The following is a 16,977-nucleotide window of genomic DNA, read 5'->3' as shown; positions in this document are numbered from 1 at the left end:
ATATTGTGGCGTATTTAACGAGAACCACCAACTTTGAGTATTGATTTGGATCAATAAAACGCGCACGCTGAACAAGATAAATCCAATATTATTACGTGAGTTCTCAAGTCGAAAAGAAACAATGTAACAATAAAAAAACTGCTAAAAAGAGTTGAATTTTTGGTAAGTGTTGTAGGATAACGGCTCAACTATATTGGACACCAAAATTAGGGATATTTGGGATGAAACGACTTCAAAAGTGGATAATGTTAGCTTGCTTACTCAGTAGCCAGACATTTGCTGAACCTTTGACCATATCCAGTTGGAATATCGAATGGTTATCAACCAACGAGGCTGTGAATAAGTTTTCTGCCCAACGTGATCAAGCAGATTTCGATAAACTCGAACAGTATTTCCAATCCTTAAATGCGGATGTGGTCGCTTTTCAGGAAGTCGACGACGTCAATGCCATTCAGCGCATCGCTGGCGATCAATACAAAATCTTGATGTCTGACCGCGCATTGCCCAAAAACAGTAACCGACAATTCAAAGAAGTGAACCAATATACGGGCTTCGCGGTTCGTAAAGGAATCGCTCTCACTGACTACGCTGACTTTCCTCTGGAAACGAGTGCTAACAGCAAGCTCAGATTTGCCAGTTATATGGTTGTGGAAACGGATTCAAATCCAATTCACATGTTGTCAGTGCACTTAAAGGCAGGATGCAGCGGCGCTTACAAGTCGAACCGTGACTGTTCAAGGCTCAAAGACCAAGCTCAACAACTGAATAAGTGGATACAGCAAAGAGAACGTAAAGGCGAAGACTACGCGATTCTGGGCGACTTTAACCATAACCTCTCCTACTCACGAGATTGGATGTGGAAAGATATGGCGCAAAATACCGATGCTCAGTTGGCAACAAGAAAAACTCGAGCAGATTGTAAGGTGCGCTCAAACCGCAATAACCATCGCACGCACCAGTTCCGTTCTGTAATAGACCATATTGTGGTGAGCAAGTCCTTGGATGCCTCTCCTGCGAAACAAAAGGTATTTGAAACGCAAGATGTTCTGGACTACAAACTCAGTGATCACTGCCCAGTTTCAACAACGATCAAATAGTAAGTTATAGATAACTGTAGATTGTAGATAAGTGCAAATAATAGAAAACAGTAGATATAGAAAGAGGCTGACTGGCTTTTACTAAAAGCGGGTCAGCCTCTCTGTTTGGTCAGATAAGATCGAATCCTCTCAGCCATGCAATAAATGGTAGGCGCACTGCTAGCAGCTTTTATTGGTTCGACCCGCCAACCACATCCCCACCAGCATACTTAAGACGAACAGCCATACCGTAGGGTTACCGCCACTAAGGCTAGTTACTGCTGGGCCCGGGCAAAAGCCTGCAATCCCCCAGCCTAAACCAAAGGCAGTTGAACCTAGAATCAGCTTTCTGTCGATTATCGGGTTGTTACGGCTGTCTAACGACTCGCCATTGACGGCTTGAGAGCGCTTTTTAATGACCCGATGATAAAACGGAGCGAAGACCAATAACGCGCCCCCCATCACGAATGCCAAGCTGATATCCCAGTCGCCAGTAATATCTAAAAAGCCAAGTACTTTGTTCGGATCAACCATACCTGAAATGATCATGCCAGAGCCGAAAAGAATACCTGCGAGCAAGCCGATAACGATAGTAAATGAAGAGTTTTTCATTATGCCCCCAAGCCAATCAGGTTTTTAACCAACACTGTTGCCATCGCGACACTCATAAATACACAGGTTGCGACAATTGAACGTTTAGACAAACGAGCCATTCCGACAATTCCATGACCGCTAGTACAACCGTTCGCCATCTTGGTACCGAAGCCCACCAATAGTCCGGCGATGATAACCACTGCGAAGTTGATCTCTTCTAATTGCGGAAGTTGGTAGCTCGTTGGAATCAATAACCAACCGCTCGCGACCATTCCGACAACAAAAGCAAGTCGCCAATGTTTTTCGGTTTTCTCTGTGTTGGTATCCGAGCTGGATTCAGATCCTGATTCTAATCTTTTGTTGTTTCTAGAAGGCAATAAGCGGCTAACGATTCCGCTGATCCCCGCAACTCGCCCGATCCCCAACATCAGAATAATTGCCGACGCGCCTAGTAGCATGCCACCAAAAAATGCATCCCAAGGTATTAAACTCATCATTGACCTCTCCCATCCACAAACTTAAAATTTAACTCGTCGCACTTTAAATTAGGTTTTACTAATAAACTTAGATTAGAGTTTACTAATAAATATAAATTAGTCAATGCTAATGTAATGGCGTTATGTTTCGATTTGTAAGTTTGGAATTTAAAAGCGTCCCACATGAAAAAAGCCCCTAGGCGTTAACCTAAGGGCTTAATGTTTTTTTCTGTCTTTGGTAAAGAACTGTTATTTAATCTTGTTCTTCTCAGCTATCCACTGCGACATGTACTTGGTACTCGCCATACTGTGGTGTTTAAGCATCGAACCAAAAAAGTTATCCAGTCGATGAGACTCAAGCTCAGAATCTAGCGCATTCAGTCGCTCGATCAATTTGTCGCCCAGTTGATTCTGCTCGTAGTGCGCTTCAAGGATCGAATGACATTGGCTTTGAGCCTTAAGCCACTTCTCTTCATCTTTATAAAGAGCAACAGCTTGTTCAACAAACTCGTCGATATCGTCTGCAACTGCGCCAGGCCATTGCAACTCACCTTGCGGTAACATGCCTTCACTACCAATTTCGCTCGTCACATTCGGAGTTTGTAGCTTCATCGCATCAAGCAATTTACCTTTAATGCCCGCGCCAAATCGCAGTGGTGCAACACACACACGAGCTTGCTCCATCACTTCTTGAGCGTCTTTAGCCCAACCTTTGATATGGAAACCGGTTTTAGGGTTATGCAAAGCCGTGGCTTTCGGTGGCGGATACGACCCATAAATATGAAGTTCAGTGTCAGGCAGCTGCTTGCGGATCTTCGGCCAAATCTTCTGTAACTGAAGCACGGCGTCCCAGTTCGGTGCGTGTCTAAAGTTGCCTATCGTCATGAAATGCTTACGTTCTTCAAAACATTTCGTGCTTTCAGGTAGAGTGTTGAGATCAACCATGAACGGCAAGTGATGAAGCAGTTTTGGATCGATATTGAACTCAGATTGAAGCAATTCCATTTCATAGCTAGAAATGATCAACGAAAGATCACAGCGTAAAATCGCAGCAATTTCACGTTTAGCCAAGTCACTGTATAAATGCGCTTTGGTCAGTTCAGTCTCTTTCTTAACGGCTTCGTGGCGTGCATTACGTAGAAACTGCAAGTCTTCGGTATCCAATAACTTAAATGCACTCGGACATACCTTCTCCACACGCCAGCCAAACTGCTCTTCCATCATAAAACGGTCGAACATCACGACATCGGGTTGCAGCTCTTCAACGTACTGGTCAAAGCTATCGCAATTCAACTGTATAGATTGGCTCGTGATGCCCTCTTCAGAGAGATCAATCATGTGCTCGGTTTCTTGAGCTGGCGTTGCGAACTCAACGGACCAACCTTGCCTCTTAAATAGACGTAAAAGAGACATCATGTGGCTGCCAGCCGCCGATGAATTCGGTTCTGGCCAAACGTAACCAATTGCTAAAACTTTCTTCAAAACACTTCCTAAGAAATAACAAAAGGGGCGATAGAAGCCCCTAATTAAACGTTAATCGATTTATATCACTGATTATAATGGGTCCTAAGAACTCAGCGATCAGATTCGTTCACCCACATTGCGAGCTATCATAAGCACTTCATCCGCAGAGTACAGGTTTGAAATCGTGGTTTCGACTTCAGCGCCTAATGTCGACTGATACAGTTTTTGTGCAAAATTGTCTGCTCTGGTGGTAACCAGAACATGCTTTAGTGCCGAACCTTGCTGCGCTAACTGCTGCTTTACTTGCGGAAGGGAATCAAGAATCAGCTTTCTACCCAATCCTTGACCTTGAGCGCTAGGCAAAACAGCGAGTTGTTCCAACTCCAATACTGCTTCCGGTCTAAAGCCACTTTTCTGAACCCAAATAATGTAGCCAACAATTTCACCTTCGCTTTCAGCAACAAAGTTAAGAAAGCGTGGTGAAGCGCTTAAGTTACATTGTAACCACTCTCGCGAATTTTGCTGTCGAACAAAGGCTGCTTGGTGAACTAAAGCCGCCCCATCGAGGTCGGCTTTCTTCATAAGGCGCACTTTACTCAAAACACTTTACCCATAATACGTCGCTCATTAGCGTTATTCAGTCGCTGAGTTTGGGTGCGTTTTACAGTGTAAAATGGCTCTTTCTAGAAGCTCTAAAGCAGATTTGTCGGCTTCTGGAAGCTTAGCATCTGATTGACCTAGCGGTTCAACACGGCTACCCCATTTAATGTGGCCAGCACCCCACGTTAAACCCGCACCAAATGCCGCAACAAGAATGTTGTCGTTAGGCTTAACAAAACCTTGCTCTAGCGATTCACACAGTGCAATTGGCACAGTCGCAGCGGATGTGTTGCCGTAGTTTTGGATGTTAACAAACGCTTTTTCGCGATCGATACCCGCCATATCACACAGAGTTTGGATGATTCGGATGTTCGCTTGGTGCGGAATCACAACGTCGATATTGTCGGTTGAGATACCTGTGCGACTCAAGACTGTATGTGCCGCTGCGCCCATGCCTTTGACAGCACGCTTAAAGATCTCTTTACCAACGAAATCGAAGTCCCAGTAACCGTTATCAGCCGCAAAGCGGTCCATAGATGTACCGAATTTTGGTACCGCTAGAATATCGCGGCCTTCGGCGTCACAACCGATTTGAGCTTCTTGTAAGCCGACTTGCTCTTCAGTACGCGATAGAACCACAGCGCCGGCTCCATCACCGAAAAGAACCGCGGTATCACGCTTGGTCCAATCAATGAAGAATGACAGACGCTCAGCACCCACAACGATGGCGTTGCGGTAATTACCCGCCTGAATCAGTCGAGTTGCCGTTTCAACACCGTAGATGAAGCCAGTACACGCTGCGTTAAGGTCGAAAGCCGCAGCACTCTTAATGCCTAAGTTCTGTTGAACCTTAGATGCGGTATTTGGAATAAGGGAGTCTGGGCTGCACGTCGCGATGATCACGAGATCGATATCTTCGGCTGTTAGGCCAGCACACGCCATGGCATGTTTCGCTGCAACAGTCGCTAGCTCAGAGGTATTTACATGACTGATACGACGGTTTTCGATACCAGTTCGAGTTCGAATCCACTCGTCAGACGTATCAATGAAAGTGCTTAGATCATCATTGGACAGCACGGCTGGTGGTAGACACTTTCCCCAGCCAGTAATTTCGGCGTAAAATTTTGTCATCATTTACCTGTTTATTGTTTGTTTTTATTTAAGTATCGTATTCTAGTTTTAAACAGTATAAGCGCTCCGTGCGTGATTCGTAAATCGCGTTAGCAACGGAGTTACAATAAAAAGAGAAAGTTATGTCTACATTCAACACACGATGCCCTTCTTGTAATGGCGTAAACCGAGTTCCTTCAGAAAGAATTTCAGAAAGCCCAACTTGTGGTAAATGCAAAACAGCATTGCTCGATGGCGCTCCCATCGAGGGAACGTCACTTAATTTCCAATCTATCTTGAACAGTTCACAGCCTGTGGTTGTCGATTTCTGGGCGACATGGTGTAACCCATGTGTGGGTTTTGCGCCAGTGTTCAGTGACGTTGCTAAAGAGCGTTCGGGAGATGTTCGATTCGTTAAGATTGATACTGAAGCTCAGCAGCAGCTTGCAGCAATGTATCAAATCAGAAGCATTCCGACCGTGATGGTGTTTAAAGACGGTAAACGTGTCGATACAATTAACGGAGCATTACCAAAAGGTCAATTTGATCAGTGGCTTAATCAAGCTCTAACCAAGTAACACTATTGTTTAAGCTTTTGTTCAAGCGATTGTTTAAGCTATTGAATTAGCTTTTGCTTTGTTCTAAGTAAGCACACAAAAATAGGTTAGAGAGTCTTATCAAATCAAGACTATCTAACCTACTGTTTTATTTATGGTTATCACTTAACTTCTTGAATTAAACCACAGCTTCGCCTTTCGCTTGAATACTAGATGCTTGCTTACCTAACCCGTATTGCTCTTTGATTTGATCTGCGACTTTTTCAGCAATCATAATGGTTGGCGCGTTGGTGTTTGCCCCAATCAATGTCGGCATCACAGAAGCATCAATGACTCTCAAATTATCCAATCCATAAACTTTAAGATCGTTATCTACCACGGCTAATGAATCACTGTTAGGGCCCATTTTACAGGTCCCGACCGGGTGATACTGAGTGTCTGCACGATTGCGAATATCTTGCTCGATAGCCTTGTCATCACTGGCGTCCACTGGGTAGAAAGCATTGCCACGGATGTCATCAAACGCCGAACTCTCTAACATTTGATACTGCTTCTTCCAGCCCTTAATCATGATCTCCATATCTTCAGGATGACTGAAAAACGCAGGATCGATCTTAGGCGGATCATAAGGATCATTACTATTAAGCGTTACGCTGCCATGGCTCTTCGGTCGCAACAAGGTGACATGAGAGGTAAAACCATGACTGGTATGGATTTTTCTTGCATGGTCATCGACAACAGCGACCACAAATACAAACTCTAAATCCGGCACCGCGATATGATCTTCGGAACAAAGAAAACCTATCCCCTCTGCAAAATTACTGCTCATCTTGCCACGGCGTTCTTTGTGCCATAGCGGCAGAGCTTTGGTCATTTCAGAGGCCATTTGCAACGAGATGCCGAAGGTTTCGCGCTTTTCGCTGCATTTGTACGAATGCACTAAGTCGATATGGTCTTGGAGGTTCTTGCCCACTCCAGGCAACTCATGAACCTGTTCGATGTCATGCGCCTCCAAATCGTCTTTAGCACCGACACCAGACAGTAATAACAACTGGGGAGAACCAAATGCACCAGCAGATAGAATCACCTCTTTGTTGGATCTGATCTGATAACGCTGGCCGTCCGAGCCATATTCAACGCCAACCGCTTTCTTACCTTCAAACAAGACCTTATGTGTGGTGGCTTTAGTAACGACCGTGAGATTCGATCGTGAAAGGTTTGGCGTTAAGTAAGCCTTGGCAGCGCTGCATCGTTCACCATTCAGTTGAGTGACCTGGGTCGGCATCGCCCCAAACTGAGCAGCACCGTTAATGTCCTCGTTACGAGGCACCCCTATCGACTCACACGCCGTTAAATAACGTTCCAGCATAGGGCTTGGCGATCTAAGGTTTGCCACATTAAGAGGACCACCTTGACCATGAAACTCATCTTGATGAACTTCGTTGTTTTCGGCTTTCTTGAAGTAAGGCAGACATGAATCATAGCTCCATCCCGCATTACCCATGCTTGCCCATGTATCGTAGTCGGAACGGTGCCCACGAGCGTACATCATGGCATTGATAGAACTAGACCCGCCAAGTGTCTTACCTCTCGGTTGATAGCCTCTACGACCGTTCAAACCCGGCTGTTCAACGGTTTCGAAAGCCCAATTATTGAGTTTGGTTGGCATCATAGCCACCACGCCAACGGGTGTATGAATGAATGGGCTCGTGTCTTTACCGCCCGCTTCTAACAAGCAAACAGTGACATTAGGATCTTCCGACAACCGAGAAGCCATGACACACCCCGCTGAACCACCGCCAACAACAATAAAATCATAACTATCCATTAGTCATCTCCGCTATTTCTAGTGGGTGCAATTCGCGCTTCAATATTTTGCCGGTTGCTGTCATGGGTAAGGCTTTGCGAATGAAGACCTTACGCGGATATTTGTAATCGGCCAATTGCTCACGACACCATGTAATCAGAGCTGCACTATCACATTGCGTATGTTCGTGAAGCACCACATGAGCGTGAATCTCCTCGCCTAGGCGATCATGATGTTCACCCACAACCGCGACCATTTCGACATCAGGATGACACATCAATACTTCTTCGATTTCGCGCGGATACACGTTGTAACCCCCACGGATGATCATGTCTTTAACGCGGTCAACAATGAACAAGTTGCCGTGCTCATCGGTGCGTCCAATATCTCCTGTTAGGAACCAACCGTCTCTTATCGCTTCTGCTGTCGCCTCTGGCCTTTGATAGTAGCCTTTCATGACACTTGGACTTTTGATGCAGACTTCGCCCAATTCACCCATTGCAACAGAGTTGCCTTGTATATCAGTGATCTTGATAAGGTGACCACACAAAGGTTGACCCACACTGCCAGACAATCGGTCACCATCAATATGATTAAAGGTCGCAACTGGCGCTGTTTCTGATAAACCATAGCCTTCTAATACTGGAAGCTCAAAGCGAGACTCAAACTGTCGTATTACTTCAAGAGGCATAGAAGCACCGCCAGAAACACCCAACCTCAAGCTGTGTTTAACCTGTTCAGAGCGTTTGCTTGTGTTTTCTAAGCTATCAGGAGACTCTTCTCCCGCCTTTAATAGCGCGATATACATAGTAGGAACGCCCGCAAACACGCTGACTTTATGGTTAATGATCTGGTCGATCACCAGTGACGGTTCGAAACGCGGAATCAACACCATAGTCGACCCTGTTAGCACACTCGCGTTCATCATGACCGTCTGGCCGAAGCTATGGAATAATGGCAGTGTGGCCATTGTGGTGTCGCTGTACTCCAATCGCATTAGATACTGTGACGACATCGCATTGGTTTGCATATTGGTGTGAGAAAGCTCTGCTCCTTTTGGCTGACCTGTCGTACCTGAAGTATAAAGAATCACAGCGGTATCATCACCATGGCAAGCCACAGACTCAAAAGGAATCAAAGGTTGTGCTAACCAGTCAGCGATTGATTCATGCTGCTCGTTTCTTTCTGAAGTCGTTTCTGCGCCGGCTGGGATGGGCATCTCGACAAAGTGTTCACAATGGTTTGCCTGTTCGAAACCTTGTAAGCCATAGCGACCGATGGGCAGCTCTTCACTGCCCTCAAAGCATAAATAGGCTTTCGCGTCAGAGTCATTAAGGTGATAAGCGATCTCTCTTGCTTTAAATAACACGTTCAAAGGCACCACCACACAGCCTGCTTTCAGAATCCCATAATAGGCAATCGGGAAATACGTGACATTCGGACACGACAACGCGACCTTATCTCCTTTCTTGAGCCCCAGCCTCTTTAAATTAGCGGCGACGTTTCCAGAAAGTTGTTCCAACTGAGAAAAGCTGACTTCATCCGTCCCCATTCGCAGAGCGACTTTATTTGGGAAAAGCGAAGCGCTGCGCTCCAAGTTAACAGCAAGATTGTGCATCCATGATCTCCTTATTCGGCTTAGACCTGTTAGTCACGGTCACCGTAGACGTTGTTGTATTTTGTTTCGAATATGTGTTTAACCTATGTTCATTTGCTCTTTGCTTTCGTTTCTAATCTATTGTTATTTCGACCCTATGCACACGTGTCCGTGTATGGCTTATTAAATTACAACATTTTGATAACATTCTGCAAAGGTTGCAAAAAGACAAAAAACGGTGATATTCGGACATAATTGCAACACAGCCGACGAAAAGATGTTCGTGGTTAAGATAGAATAAGAACACTCAACAAGAGGCATATTATGGAATACACCGCAGTTTACGAACCGGATATGCAGGCATTTGGTATTCTTGATCTTCAACTATTGTCTCGATATTTTTCATCATCCTTGACGGTCGATACGTTATTGAAAGGCAGTAACATCGATGAGTTCCAGCTCAATACGCCAGATACCCACATCACGCTCGCACAAAAATTAGCGGTGTTCAGTAACGCGCTTGAGAGTTCCAACGTTGAGGGGTTAGGACTAAAAGTTGGACAGGAAGCCCGATTCAGTGATTTTGGTGTGTTGGGTTACGCAGTGTTCAGCAGTGAGACACTGTTAGACGCTCTTTTAATGGGCTTCAAATATCTGCGTCTTGCGGGCCCTGTTCTTAAGAAGACCATGTCCGTTGAACATCAAACCGGATACTTTCGCGCTGAGCAACTTATCGAGCTCGACTCTTTGTTGCCTTTCTGTTGTGAGTATTGGTTTTCCGCTATTCAAAGTTTGTGTGAAGAAGTGCTACAACAGCCCTTCCCCTCTCTTGTGATCCGCTTCCCTTACCCTAAACCTACCTATGGCGATCTCTATCAGGAGATTTTCCGTTGCCGTGTAGAGTTTGATTGCGAGCAGCTTGAGTGGCAGTTCGATGCAACACGCCTATATTCACCTTTACCAACGGCTAACCCAATCACGTTACAAATGTGTTTGAAATCTTGTGACGACATGTTGGCTAGAGTGAGCGCACCCACCAGCCTTAAAGAAAAGATCTCACAAATGTTTATTGAAAGGCCTGGCTGTTACCCTTCCATTGAGGCGCTATCCACAGAATTGGGAATGTCTTCTAGAACACTACGTAGACACCTCAAAGCTGCAGACACGAGCTATCAGAAAATATTGGATCACGTGCGATTTCACCTCTCTAGGCACTATCTTTCATCGACGCATATGAGTATTGAAGAGATCTCCGATAGAGTGGGTTTTTCGGACAGTGCGAACTTTCGGCATGCCTTTCGTAGGTGGAGCGGAAGCTCTCCAAGGCAATACCGTAAAGACATCGAATAATGTTTTTTGATACCTGAATTAAATCCAAATGATGGAAAGTTAGAGGCCTATCATCTTCCAAATTAAATAACCAACGAACAAAGGCTTAACAGCTTTTCGACCGCATAAAATCTCGCCAAATCATAAAATGTCGCAATGGTATTTTAGTTTAGATTGGCGATAGATTTCTTTTGTCTTAACGACCATTTTTATTCGTTTTACCCAATTCAGTTTCTCCCCCATAGTCGCGGAAAATTCATCGTTTCTTTTACTATTTAGAGGCTCCTGCATTGGACAACACCCAACCAACAACTCGCATAACTGTTCCTGTTATTGCATTGTCTTTTTACGCGATCGCTTCAGGCTACTTAATGAGTTCATTACCATTAATGCTGTCTGAGTATGGCTTAGACAGTAATCTATCGAGTTGGTTGGCGAGTGCCTTTTATGCAGGTCTTTTAGCGGGTACGTTATTGATTGAGCGTGCGATCGCTCGCGTTGGTCACAAAGACGCGTTCGTCATTGCACTTAGCGTATTTATCGCCACGATTCTTGTATTACCGTTGGCGCCACATCAATCAGTTTGGTTGTTGGCTCGTTTCGTCGCGGGTGTCTCAGTCGCTGGGATCTTTGTGATTGTGGAATCTTGGCTAATGAGCGGTGAAGAATCTCAACGTGCGAAACGTTTAGGGGTTTACATGTGTTCGCTATATGGCGGTTCGGCCGTTGGTCAACTTGGCATCGGATACCTTGGTATTACGGGCGGCGTGCCTTTCATTGCAATGTTCACCCTGCTGTTTGGAGCAATCATTATATTGATGTACGGACAAGCGACAGCACCACAAATTCACGATGCGCAGTCTTTATCACTGAAACAAATCAGCAAGCTAAGTCACAGCGCTTTGATTGGCTGTATTGTATCTGGGTTAACACTTGGGTCTATTTACGGATTGATGCCTGTAGAACTCGCTCAGCGCAACATCGCACACCAAGACATTGGCGGTTTGATGGCGTTAGTGATTATGGGTGGTATGGCCGTTCAACCGATGGTGACGTGGTTATCTCATCACATAGGACAAGTGTTATTAATGGCTCTGTTCTGCCTGCTAGGGGTTGCAAGCATTGGTGTGCTCACTATCAACCATGATTTTTACGTTCTTGGTATGAGCTTGTTTGTGTTAGGTATGGCGACATTTGCGCTTTACCCAATTGCGATTAACTTGGGTTGTCGTAACTTAGACCCTAGCTATTTAGTTTCAGTGACTCAAGTTATGTTGTTGTGTTACAGCATCGGCTCTGTAGCAGGGCCATTGGTTGCGGATAGCTTTATGGATTCACAAGCAGGATTATTCACTTACCTGTTCGCGTCTCTACTCGCTACAACCATCTACATGCTAATTGCTAGCCTAAAGCGTTCTCCTCTACAGATTGCAGGCGAGTAAATCAAATAGGCAGGCACAAGAACTGTATCACTAGGGCTCTTAGTTATGACTTCCCGTCTAAATTAAGAGCCCTTTTTGTTTTATGTCGTCTGGAGGAAAGAGCGACAAAAAACCAATAACAAATAGCAATAACAAATAGCAATAAAATATATTATTTCAAATGGTTAAGGTTGAAATACGTAACCTTCACCAGTAATCGTGATGATTAATCCGTCTCCGAATAGTGATCTTATTTCAGATATCGCAACAATCACAGATGAGTTGGTCACTTTCTCACTTTCCCAGCCAATCTTCTTTAATTGGCCAACACTGAACAGTTCACCTCGATGTCGATTCATAAATAAAATGATCTTTCGGTACGCCAAAGGCATGGTAGCCAGTACGTAACCATTTTCAACATTGCGAATGAGTTTGGTGTTGAGTTCAACAATTTTACCGTTTAGTTCAAGTACTACGTTGTTTTCAGAGTGGTTCGTTTCTATTGCAGGATAAGAGTCCATTTTTATATCATTCCCTTACTATATAGCCAGCGACAAAGTCAGATTCAGTCGTATTTATATAACGTCGCTTATAAGTGGACGTTTTAGATTTGACGATAATCAATGGAACTCGTACGGTAAAGAGATTAAATTTTTATTATTAATATATTAACAGGATATCAATAGAAGATTATTTATTACTCCATGACATACCCTTCGTTGGAAACGGTTTGTATACAACGGCAGTCAAGAATCCTCCTTATCTCGTAAATAGCAACCAACACAGATGCAGATGTCACCGCTTTACCTGCCCAGCCTACACGCTTCAAAATTTGCTTACTCACCACTTGGCCTCTGTTCAAGTAAAGATAGAAAAGTACTTTACGATGAGGCTCAGCAAGCGTTCCTATTATTGAACCACAACCCTGCTTGCGTACGATTTTAGTGCCTGATTGAAACTCTTTATTGTTTAAAATGAGCTTCGACGGAAGAGCTAAATCATCCGTCTCACTGATAACTTGGTGCATTAATTCCTCGTGTTGCATAAGCAGTCGTCTCTGAGATATTTCCAATACTATCGAATAGAGCAAAAATACTAAATTGATAGATAGCTCAATACAGTAATATTACTGCAAAGCTTGATCTTGCGTAATTGATCGAGGAAATAAGCAAGGCTAACCAAGAAGTCGATGGCTTTTTCGATATTGGCTGGGTGACAAACCAAAATGTTTTTTGAAACGATGTGAAAAGTTATAAGGATCTTTGTAGCCCAACCGATTAGCAATCATAGAGACTGACCAGTCTTGATATTTCAGCAAACTGGTGGCTTTATCCATGCGTAATTGAATCAATTTACTGCGTGGTGAGAGGTTGAATAGCGTCTTGGTGACTCTATTTAGCTGCTCTTCACTGATGAATACCCTTTCGGCCATCCCTGCCACTGTCCATGGCTGGTGCAGACTGCTTTCAATCTCGTTATAGAGCGCTTGAACACGTGCGGTGGTGCTGGTCGATTTGGGTTCAAACCCCGTCAACGTTCGGATGATTTCACTCAAGAGCAACTTACGGTAACTGGCTCGCCCTCCTATCTCAAAGTAAACCAAGTTCATTAATGACCAGATCTGTTCACACTCTCCGAACGGCACTATCCCCTGACCTAAACTTGCTATGTGCTGCCATTGCTGCGTATCAGGCGTCAGCATCCACGCCATTTTCCAATAATTATATTGAGGATCGAGTTCAAAACGAAATGGGGTTTCGGCAGGAAGAACCACCAGCGTATAAGGCGTAATCGCTTGTACCGAGGTTGAAGTGGTTAGAATTCCACCCCCTTCTTGAGTAAAAATCAACGTATGAACATTGACGGATTCTCGCTCAACCCAATAACCATCGTATAGCTTTGCCATACCGCCCATATAGACACCAAAGCTTTTCATCTCTGGGATATCTTCAACGGTCAAAAAACGTTCTTTGCACTGTTCGGCAAGAAAAACGTCATCGTGCCAAGTGGATTTTGGCTTCATTGATTCAATGACGGATTTGCACAGGTTTTGTTGTTTTTTAAACATGTTGTTACTTCGCTCAAAACACTATAGTTCTGCCATAAATCGGAGAGCTTATGACAACTAACATCAACCCTAACTCATCTATGAATAACAAGCCAGAGAGCATCTTACCTCGTATCGTTAAACTTGGTTTACCTGTTGCTTTGCAAAGTGCGCTTGTCGCTATTCTTGCCCTTGCTGACGTATTAATGGTCAGTGATTATGGTATGGAAGCAGCTGCAGCTGTGGGAATTGCGTCAAAATGGCACTTCGTTGCTATTATGATTATGGCAGGGTTGGCCTCAGCAAACGGTACATTAGTCGCTCAATACTGGGGAAAGAATGACCGAAAAAGCGCACGAACAGTATCCTCGATTGCGATGATATTTGGCTTAAAAGTTCTGCTGCCTGTTACCGCAATCATCACTCTTGGTTCTCAGTTTTTAATGATGTTGCAAACCAGCGATCAAACCGTGATTGAACTTGGCGCGACTTACCTATGGTATGGCTTCCCTGTTCTACTTCTGACTCACATTGTTGTCGTGGTAGAAGCAAGCATGCGCTCATCAGGTGACACCGTAACTCCACTATTGTTAGGTGGCGTTACCATCGCACTCAACATTGCGCTTAACTTCGTTCTTATTAAAGGTGCTTTCGGCATTCCAGCAATGGGCGTCGCAGGTGCGGCATTGGCGACAACCTTAGCGCGATTGATTCAAGTGGGCTTGATGTATAGCTACATGCGTATGCGTAAACATTGGCTATTAACGACACCGAGCTCACCACATCGCCCGTCATTGTGGTTGTCTTACCGTCGCATTGCTTTGCCGTTGACGATGAATGCTGTGTTGTGGGCAATGGGCACCATGGCATATCAAATGATTTTCGGTCACATGGGCACGACTGAGCTAGCAGTGTTCTCGATGCTCGCACCATTTGAATCGCTGTGTTACTCGATCTTCTTTGGTATTTCAGTGGCGTGTTCTGTTTTGTTAGGCCATTCATTAGGCCGTGATGAATTTGATGACGCGATGAGCATGGGTCTAACATTCATTAAAGCCGTCGTTGGTTTTGGCGCGGTCGTTGGGTTGCTACTGTTTATGGGTAAAGAACATGTTCTATCATGGCTAAACCTTTCTACCGATGCATTGTATCCACTTGCTTCGCCAGCAATGATGATCATGTGTTTTGCAGTAGTCATTCGTATGCTCAATATGGTGATCATCAACGGTATTATTCGTGCTGGTGGTGATAACGCTTTTTGCCTGCGAATGGATTTCATCGCGATGTGGATGGTGGGTATTCCAGTATGTGTTTACGGTGCGTTTGTCGCTGGATGGGATTTCAAATACATCTATGGTCTGATGTTGGTAGAAGAAGTGGTGAAGTTAGCTATATGCTCGCACCGATACTTGAGCCGACGCTGGATCAACAACCTCACAGTGACCTACGACGAGCCTCAAGCGGCATAAGTTACCGGTCTAGCTGTCTACCGGCCTAGCTACCTAACTGCATTCCAGCTTAGATAGAAGTGTATCTACATCAAAAAGGTCTGAGTAATCAGACCTTTTTTGTTTCGATTACTTTCACATTGCACATACTTTCACACAGTAAACAATGTGTTACTTCTTATTCATTCGGATATGGCGGTTCGACACATTCGGCAATGGCTTCTCTGGCACTTTACGCTTCTCATGTATCAAATGTCGTATCGCTAAAATCGGATGCTTGAGTAACATTCTTGGCCCAGCATATCGCATCACTAAACGCATCTGCTCTTTAGGGTCAGGCTTATAGCAATGAATTGGACACTTATTGCAGGTTGGCTTCGCCTCGCCATAAGGACAGCGATCAAGTCGTGTTTCGGCATAACGCAACAGTTGCTCGCACTCTTCACATAACGCGTTGTCCAAACGAACAGCACCGTGATGATCTTTGCAATAGATGTGCACCATAGCAATAACAGTTTTGTACTCGGTTGCGAGTTCGCCTTGCAGAATGTTGTTATGTTGAAACATGATTAATTACTCAGTGATAGACCGTACAGGTTGAGATTGACGCTTTCATTGATCGCCTCTTCAACTCGCTCAAACACAAAACCCAACTTAGTCAGCAGTGCGATGCTTCGAATATTATCAGAGGTCGTGATGGCAACTAAATGATCGATATCAGCATTATGTTGAGCTTGTTCAATTATCGCTTGTGCCGCTTCCTTTGCATAACCTTGGCCATATCCTGCAGGTACAAAACCATAACCAATATCATGCGCCTCTAGTGTGTCTCTTTTAATCAAACCACAGACACCGATTGGCGTTGAAGACTCTTTAATCTCGACCATCAGTAAACACACACCCTTCTCTCTATACATCTTAAGAATGTTGTTTTCGATGTATGCAACAGCCTTGCCAGTATCTGTAATTTCCTTGTCTCCGATGTAACGTAAGAAATCTTCTGAGCTATATAATCGCTGAATAAACGCCGCATCTTGAGGTGCGATCATTCTTAATCGTAAGCGTGCAGTTTCGAGTGCCTGCATAGTGATATTTTCCTTGCTGGATAGCATGTAAATATTGAGTTCTAGATCTAAAATGATTATCCTCCACCGCATAAACTAAATACAAGGCTATGCAGCAATGAACCGTAAGAAAAAAATCAATCAAATTCTAAAGAAAAGACAGAAACAGGCGACGTCTAAACTGCATGGTAGCAACAAGCCTCGCTATATTTCTAAAGCTGACCGCGCAAAAATGGAAGCTGAAGAACAAGCGAAAGCCGCTCAAGAGCAAGCTGAAGGCACAGTTGAAGCTTCTGTTGAATCGGAAGAAGCTGGTATCGAAACTAAAGAGACAAAAGCTGCAGAGTAAGTTTTAGCTCGCAGTACTCTTGCCCAGCACTCTGAACC

The 16,977-nt window shown here is 44.4% G+C and carries 18 protein-coding genes; 6 read left to right on the top strand and 12 right to left on the bottom strand.

Going from position 1 to position 16,977, the window contains the following annotated elements:
- The first annotated feature begins 221 nt into the window (after positions 1 to 221).
- Positions 222 to 1,097: an endonuclease/exonuclease/phosphatase family protein gene (locus AACU28_RS04825; RefSeq protein ID WP_121602471.1), complete on the top strand. Its 876-nt coding sequence runs from the start codon at positions 222 to 224 to the stop codon at positions 1,095 to 1,097.
- Between the two features lie 159 nt (positions 1,098 to 1,256).
- Here AACU28_RS04825 and AACU28_RS04820 read toward each other — a convergent pair whose 3' ends face one another.
- The 5 genes from AACU28_RS04820 to AACU28_RS04800 all read right to left on the bottom strand — a co-directional run bounded on the left by AACU28_RS04820 (position 1,257) and on the right by AACU28_RS04800 (position 5,341).
- Complete coding sequence (locus AACU28_RS04820; protein WP_121602470.1) at positions 1,257 to 1,688, bottom strand: DUF6691 family protein; 432 nt, start codon at positions 1,686 to 1,688, stop codon at positions 1,257 to 1,259.
- A complete protein-coding gene (locus tag AACU28_RS04815; protein ID WP_121602469.1) occupies positions 1,688 to 2,167 on the bottom strand; it encodes a YeeE/YedE family protein in 480 nt (159 codons plus the stop codon). The genes AACU28_RS04820 and AACU28_RS04815 overlap by 1 nt, the downstream gene beginning before the upstream one ends.
- A 228-nt stretch (positions 2,168 to 2,395) precedes the next feature.
- Positions 2,396 to 3,628, bottom strand: a complete 1,233-nt coding sequence (locus AACU28_RS04810) for a glycosyltransferase (RefSeq protein WP_121602468.1) — start codon at positions 3,626 to 3,628, stop codon at positions 2,396 to 2,398.
- A gap of 99 nt (positions 3,629 to 3,727) precedes the next feature.
- Entirely contained in the window at positions 3,728 to 4,192 is a 465-nt protein-coding gene (locus AACU28_RS04805; RefSeq protein ID WP_004731086.1) for a GNAT family N-acetyltransferase, read from the bottom strand.
- A 51-nt stretch (positions 4,193 to 4,243) separates the two neighbouring features.
- The gene (locus AACU28_RS04800) at positions 4,244 to 5,341 is read right to left on the bottom strand and encodes a ketoacyl-ACP synthase III (protein ID WP_004731084.1); all 1,098 of its coding nucleotides are present in this window, start codon (positions 5,339 to 5,341) and stop codon (positions 4,244 to 4,246) included.
- Between the two features lie 122 nt (positions 5,342 to 5,463).
- Here AACU28_RS04800 and trxC point away from each other — a divergent pair, with 122 nt between their 5' ends.
- A complete protein-coding gene (trxC, locus tag AACU28_RS04795) occupies positions 5,464 to 5,898 on the top strand; it encodes a thioredoxin TrxC (RefSeq protein WP_004731082.1) in 435 nt (144 codons plus the stop codon).
- A 157-nt stretch (positions 5,899 to 6,055) separates the two neighbouring features.
- Here trxC and AACU28_RS04790 read toward each other — a convergent pair whose 3' ends face one another.
- Positions 6,056 to 7,705, bottom strand: coding sequence for a GMC family oxidoreductase (locus AACU28_RS04790; RefSeq protein WP_121602467.1), 1,650 nt, complete (start codon positions 7,703 to 7,705; stop codon positions 6,056 to 6,058).
- Positions 7,698 to 9,302, bottom strand: a complete 1,605-nt coding sequence (locus AACU28_RS04785; RefSeq protein WP_121602466.1) for a long-chain-fatty-acid--CoA ligase — start codon at positions 9,300 to 9,302, stop codon at positions 7,698 to 7,700. Before AACU28_RS04785 ends, AACU28_RS04790 begins: the two co-directional genes overlap by 8 nt.
- 303 nt (positions 9,303 to 9,605) lie before the next feature.
- Here AACU28_RS04785 and AACU28_RS04780 point away from each other — a divergent pair, with 303 nt between their 5' ends.
- Together AACU28_RS04780 and AACU28_RS04775 are read left to right on the top strand one after the other, a co-directional pair.
- Complete coding sequence (locus AACU28_RS04780) at positions 9,606 to 10,631, top strand: AraC family transcriptional regulator (protein ID WP_121602465.1); 1,026 nt, start codon at positions 9,606 to 9,608, stop codon at positions 10,629 to 10,631.
- A gap of 269 nt (positions 10,632 to 10,900) precedes the next feature.
- Positions 10,901 to 12,052, top strand: a complete 1,152-nt coding sequence (locus AACU28_RS04775) for an MFS transporter (protein ID WP_121602464.1) — start codon at positions 10,901 to 10,903, stop codon at positions 12,050 to 12,052.
- Between the two features lie 164 nt (positions 12,053 to 12,216).
- On the opposite strand, the gene AACU28_RS04770 is transcribed toward AACU28_RS04775, so the two are convergent.
- From AACU28_RS04770 to AACU28_RS04760, 3 genes are all read right to left on the bottom strand, one after another.
- Positions 12,217 to 12,552: a winged helix-turn-helix domain-containing protein gene (locus AACU28_RS04770; protein ID WP_017079269.1), complete on the bottom strand. Its 336-nt coding sequence runs from the start codon at positions 12,550 to 12,552 to the stop codon at positions 12,217 to 12,219.
- Positions 12,553 to 12,728: 176 nt separating this feature from the next.
- Entirely contained in the window at positions 12,729 to 13,076 is a 348-nt protein-coding gene (locus AACU28_RS04765) for a winged helix-turn-helix domain-containing protein (protein WP_029222224.1), read from the bottom strand.
- 129 nt (positions 13,077 to 13,205) lie between these two features.
- Positions 13,206 to 14,099, bottom strand: coding sequence for a helix-turn-helix transcriptional regulator (locus AACU28_RS04760; protein ID WP_019351042.1), 894 nt, complete (start codon positions 14,097 to 14,099; stop codon positions 13,206 to 13,208).
- Positions 14,100 to 14,149: 50 nt separating this feature from the next.
- Between AACU28_RS04760 and AACU28_RS04755 the strand changes: the two genes are divergently transcribed.
- Positions 14,150 to 15,547 carry an MATE family efflux transporter gene (locus AACU28_RS04755; RefSeq protein WP_121602463.1) on the top strand — a complete coding sequence of 466 codons (1,398 nt, stop codon included), beginning with the start codon at positions 14,150 to 14,152 and terminating at the stop codon, positions 15,545 to 15,547.
- A 150-nt stretch (positions 15,548 to 15,697) separates the two neighbouring features.
- Here AACU28_RS04755 and AACU28_RS04750 read toward each other — a convergent pair whose 3' ends face one another.
- Both AACU28_RS04750 and AACU28_RS04745 read right to left on the bottom strand, forming a co-directional pair.
- Positions 15,698 to 16,093 (bottom strand): nitrous oxide-stimulated promoter family protein, encoded by a 396-nt coding sequence (locus tag AACU28_RS04750; protein WP_017079273.1) that lies wholly within the window; start codon positions 16,091 to 16,093, stop codon positions 15,698 to 15,700.
- 2 nt (positions 16,094 to 16,095) lie between these two features.
- Positions 16,096 to 16,611 (bottom strand): GNAT family N-acetyltransferase, encoded by a 516-nt coding sequence (locus AACU28_RS04745; protein WP_121602462.1) that lies wholly within the window; start codon positions 16,609 to 16,611, stop codon positions 16,096 to 16,098.
- Between the two features lie 97 nt (positions 16,612 to 16,708).
- On the opposite strand from AACU28_RS04745, the gene AACU28_RS04740 reads away from it, so the two are divergent.
- Complete coding sequence (locus AACU28_RS04740; protein WP_004731171.1) at positions 16,709 to 16,939, top strand: DUF2986 domain-containing protein; 231 nt, start codon at positions 16,709 to 16,711, stop codon at positions 16,937 to 16,939.
- The last annotated feature ends 38 nt before the right edge of the window (positions 16,940 to 16,977 follow it).

The sequence above is a fragment of the Vibrio sp. SBT000027 genome, assembly GCF_963894355.1.
In the GTDB taxonomy this organism is placed as follows: Bacteria; Pseudomonadota; Gammaproteobacteria; order Enterobacterales; family Vibrionaceae; genus Vibrio; species Vibrio splendidus.
This window is presented reverse-complemented; position numbering and strand designations above follow the sequence as displayed.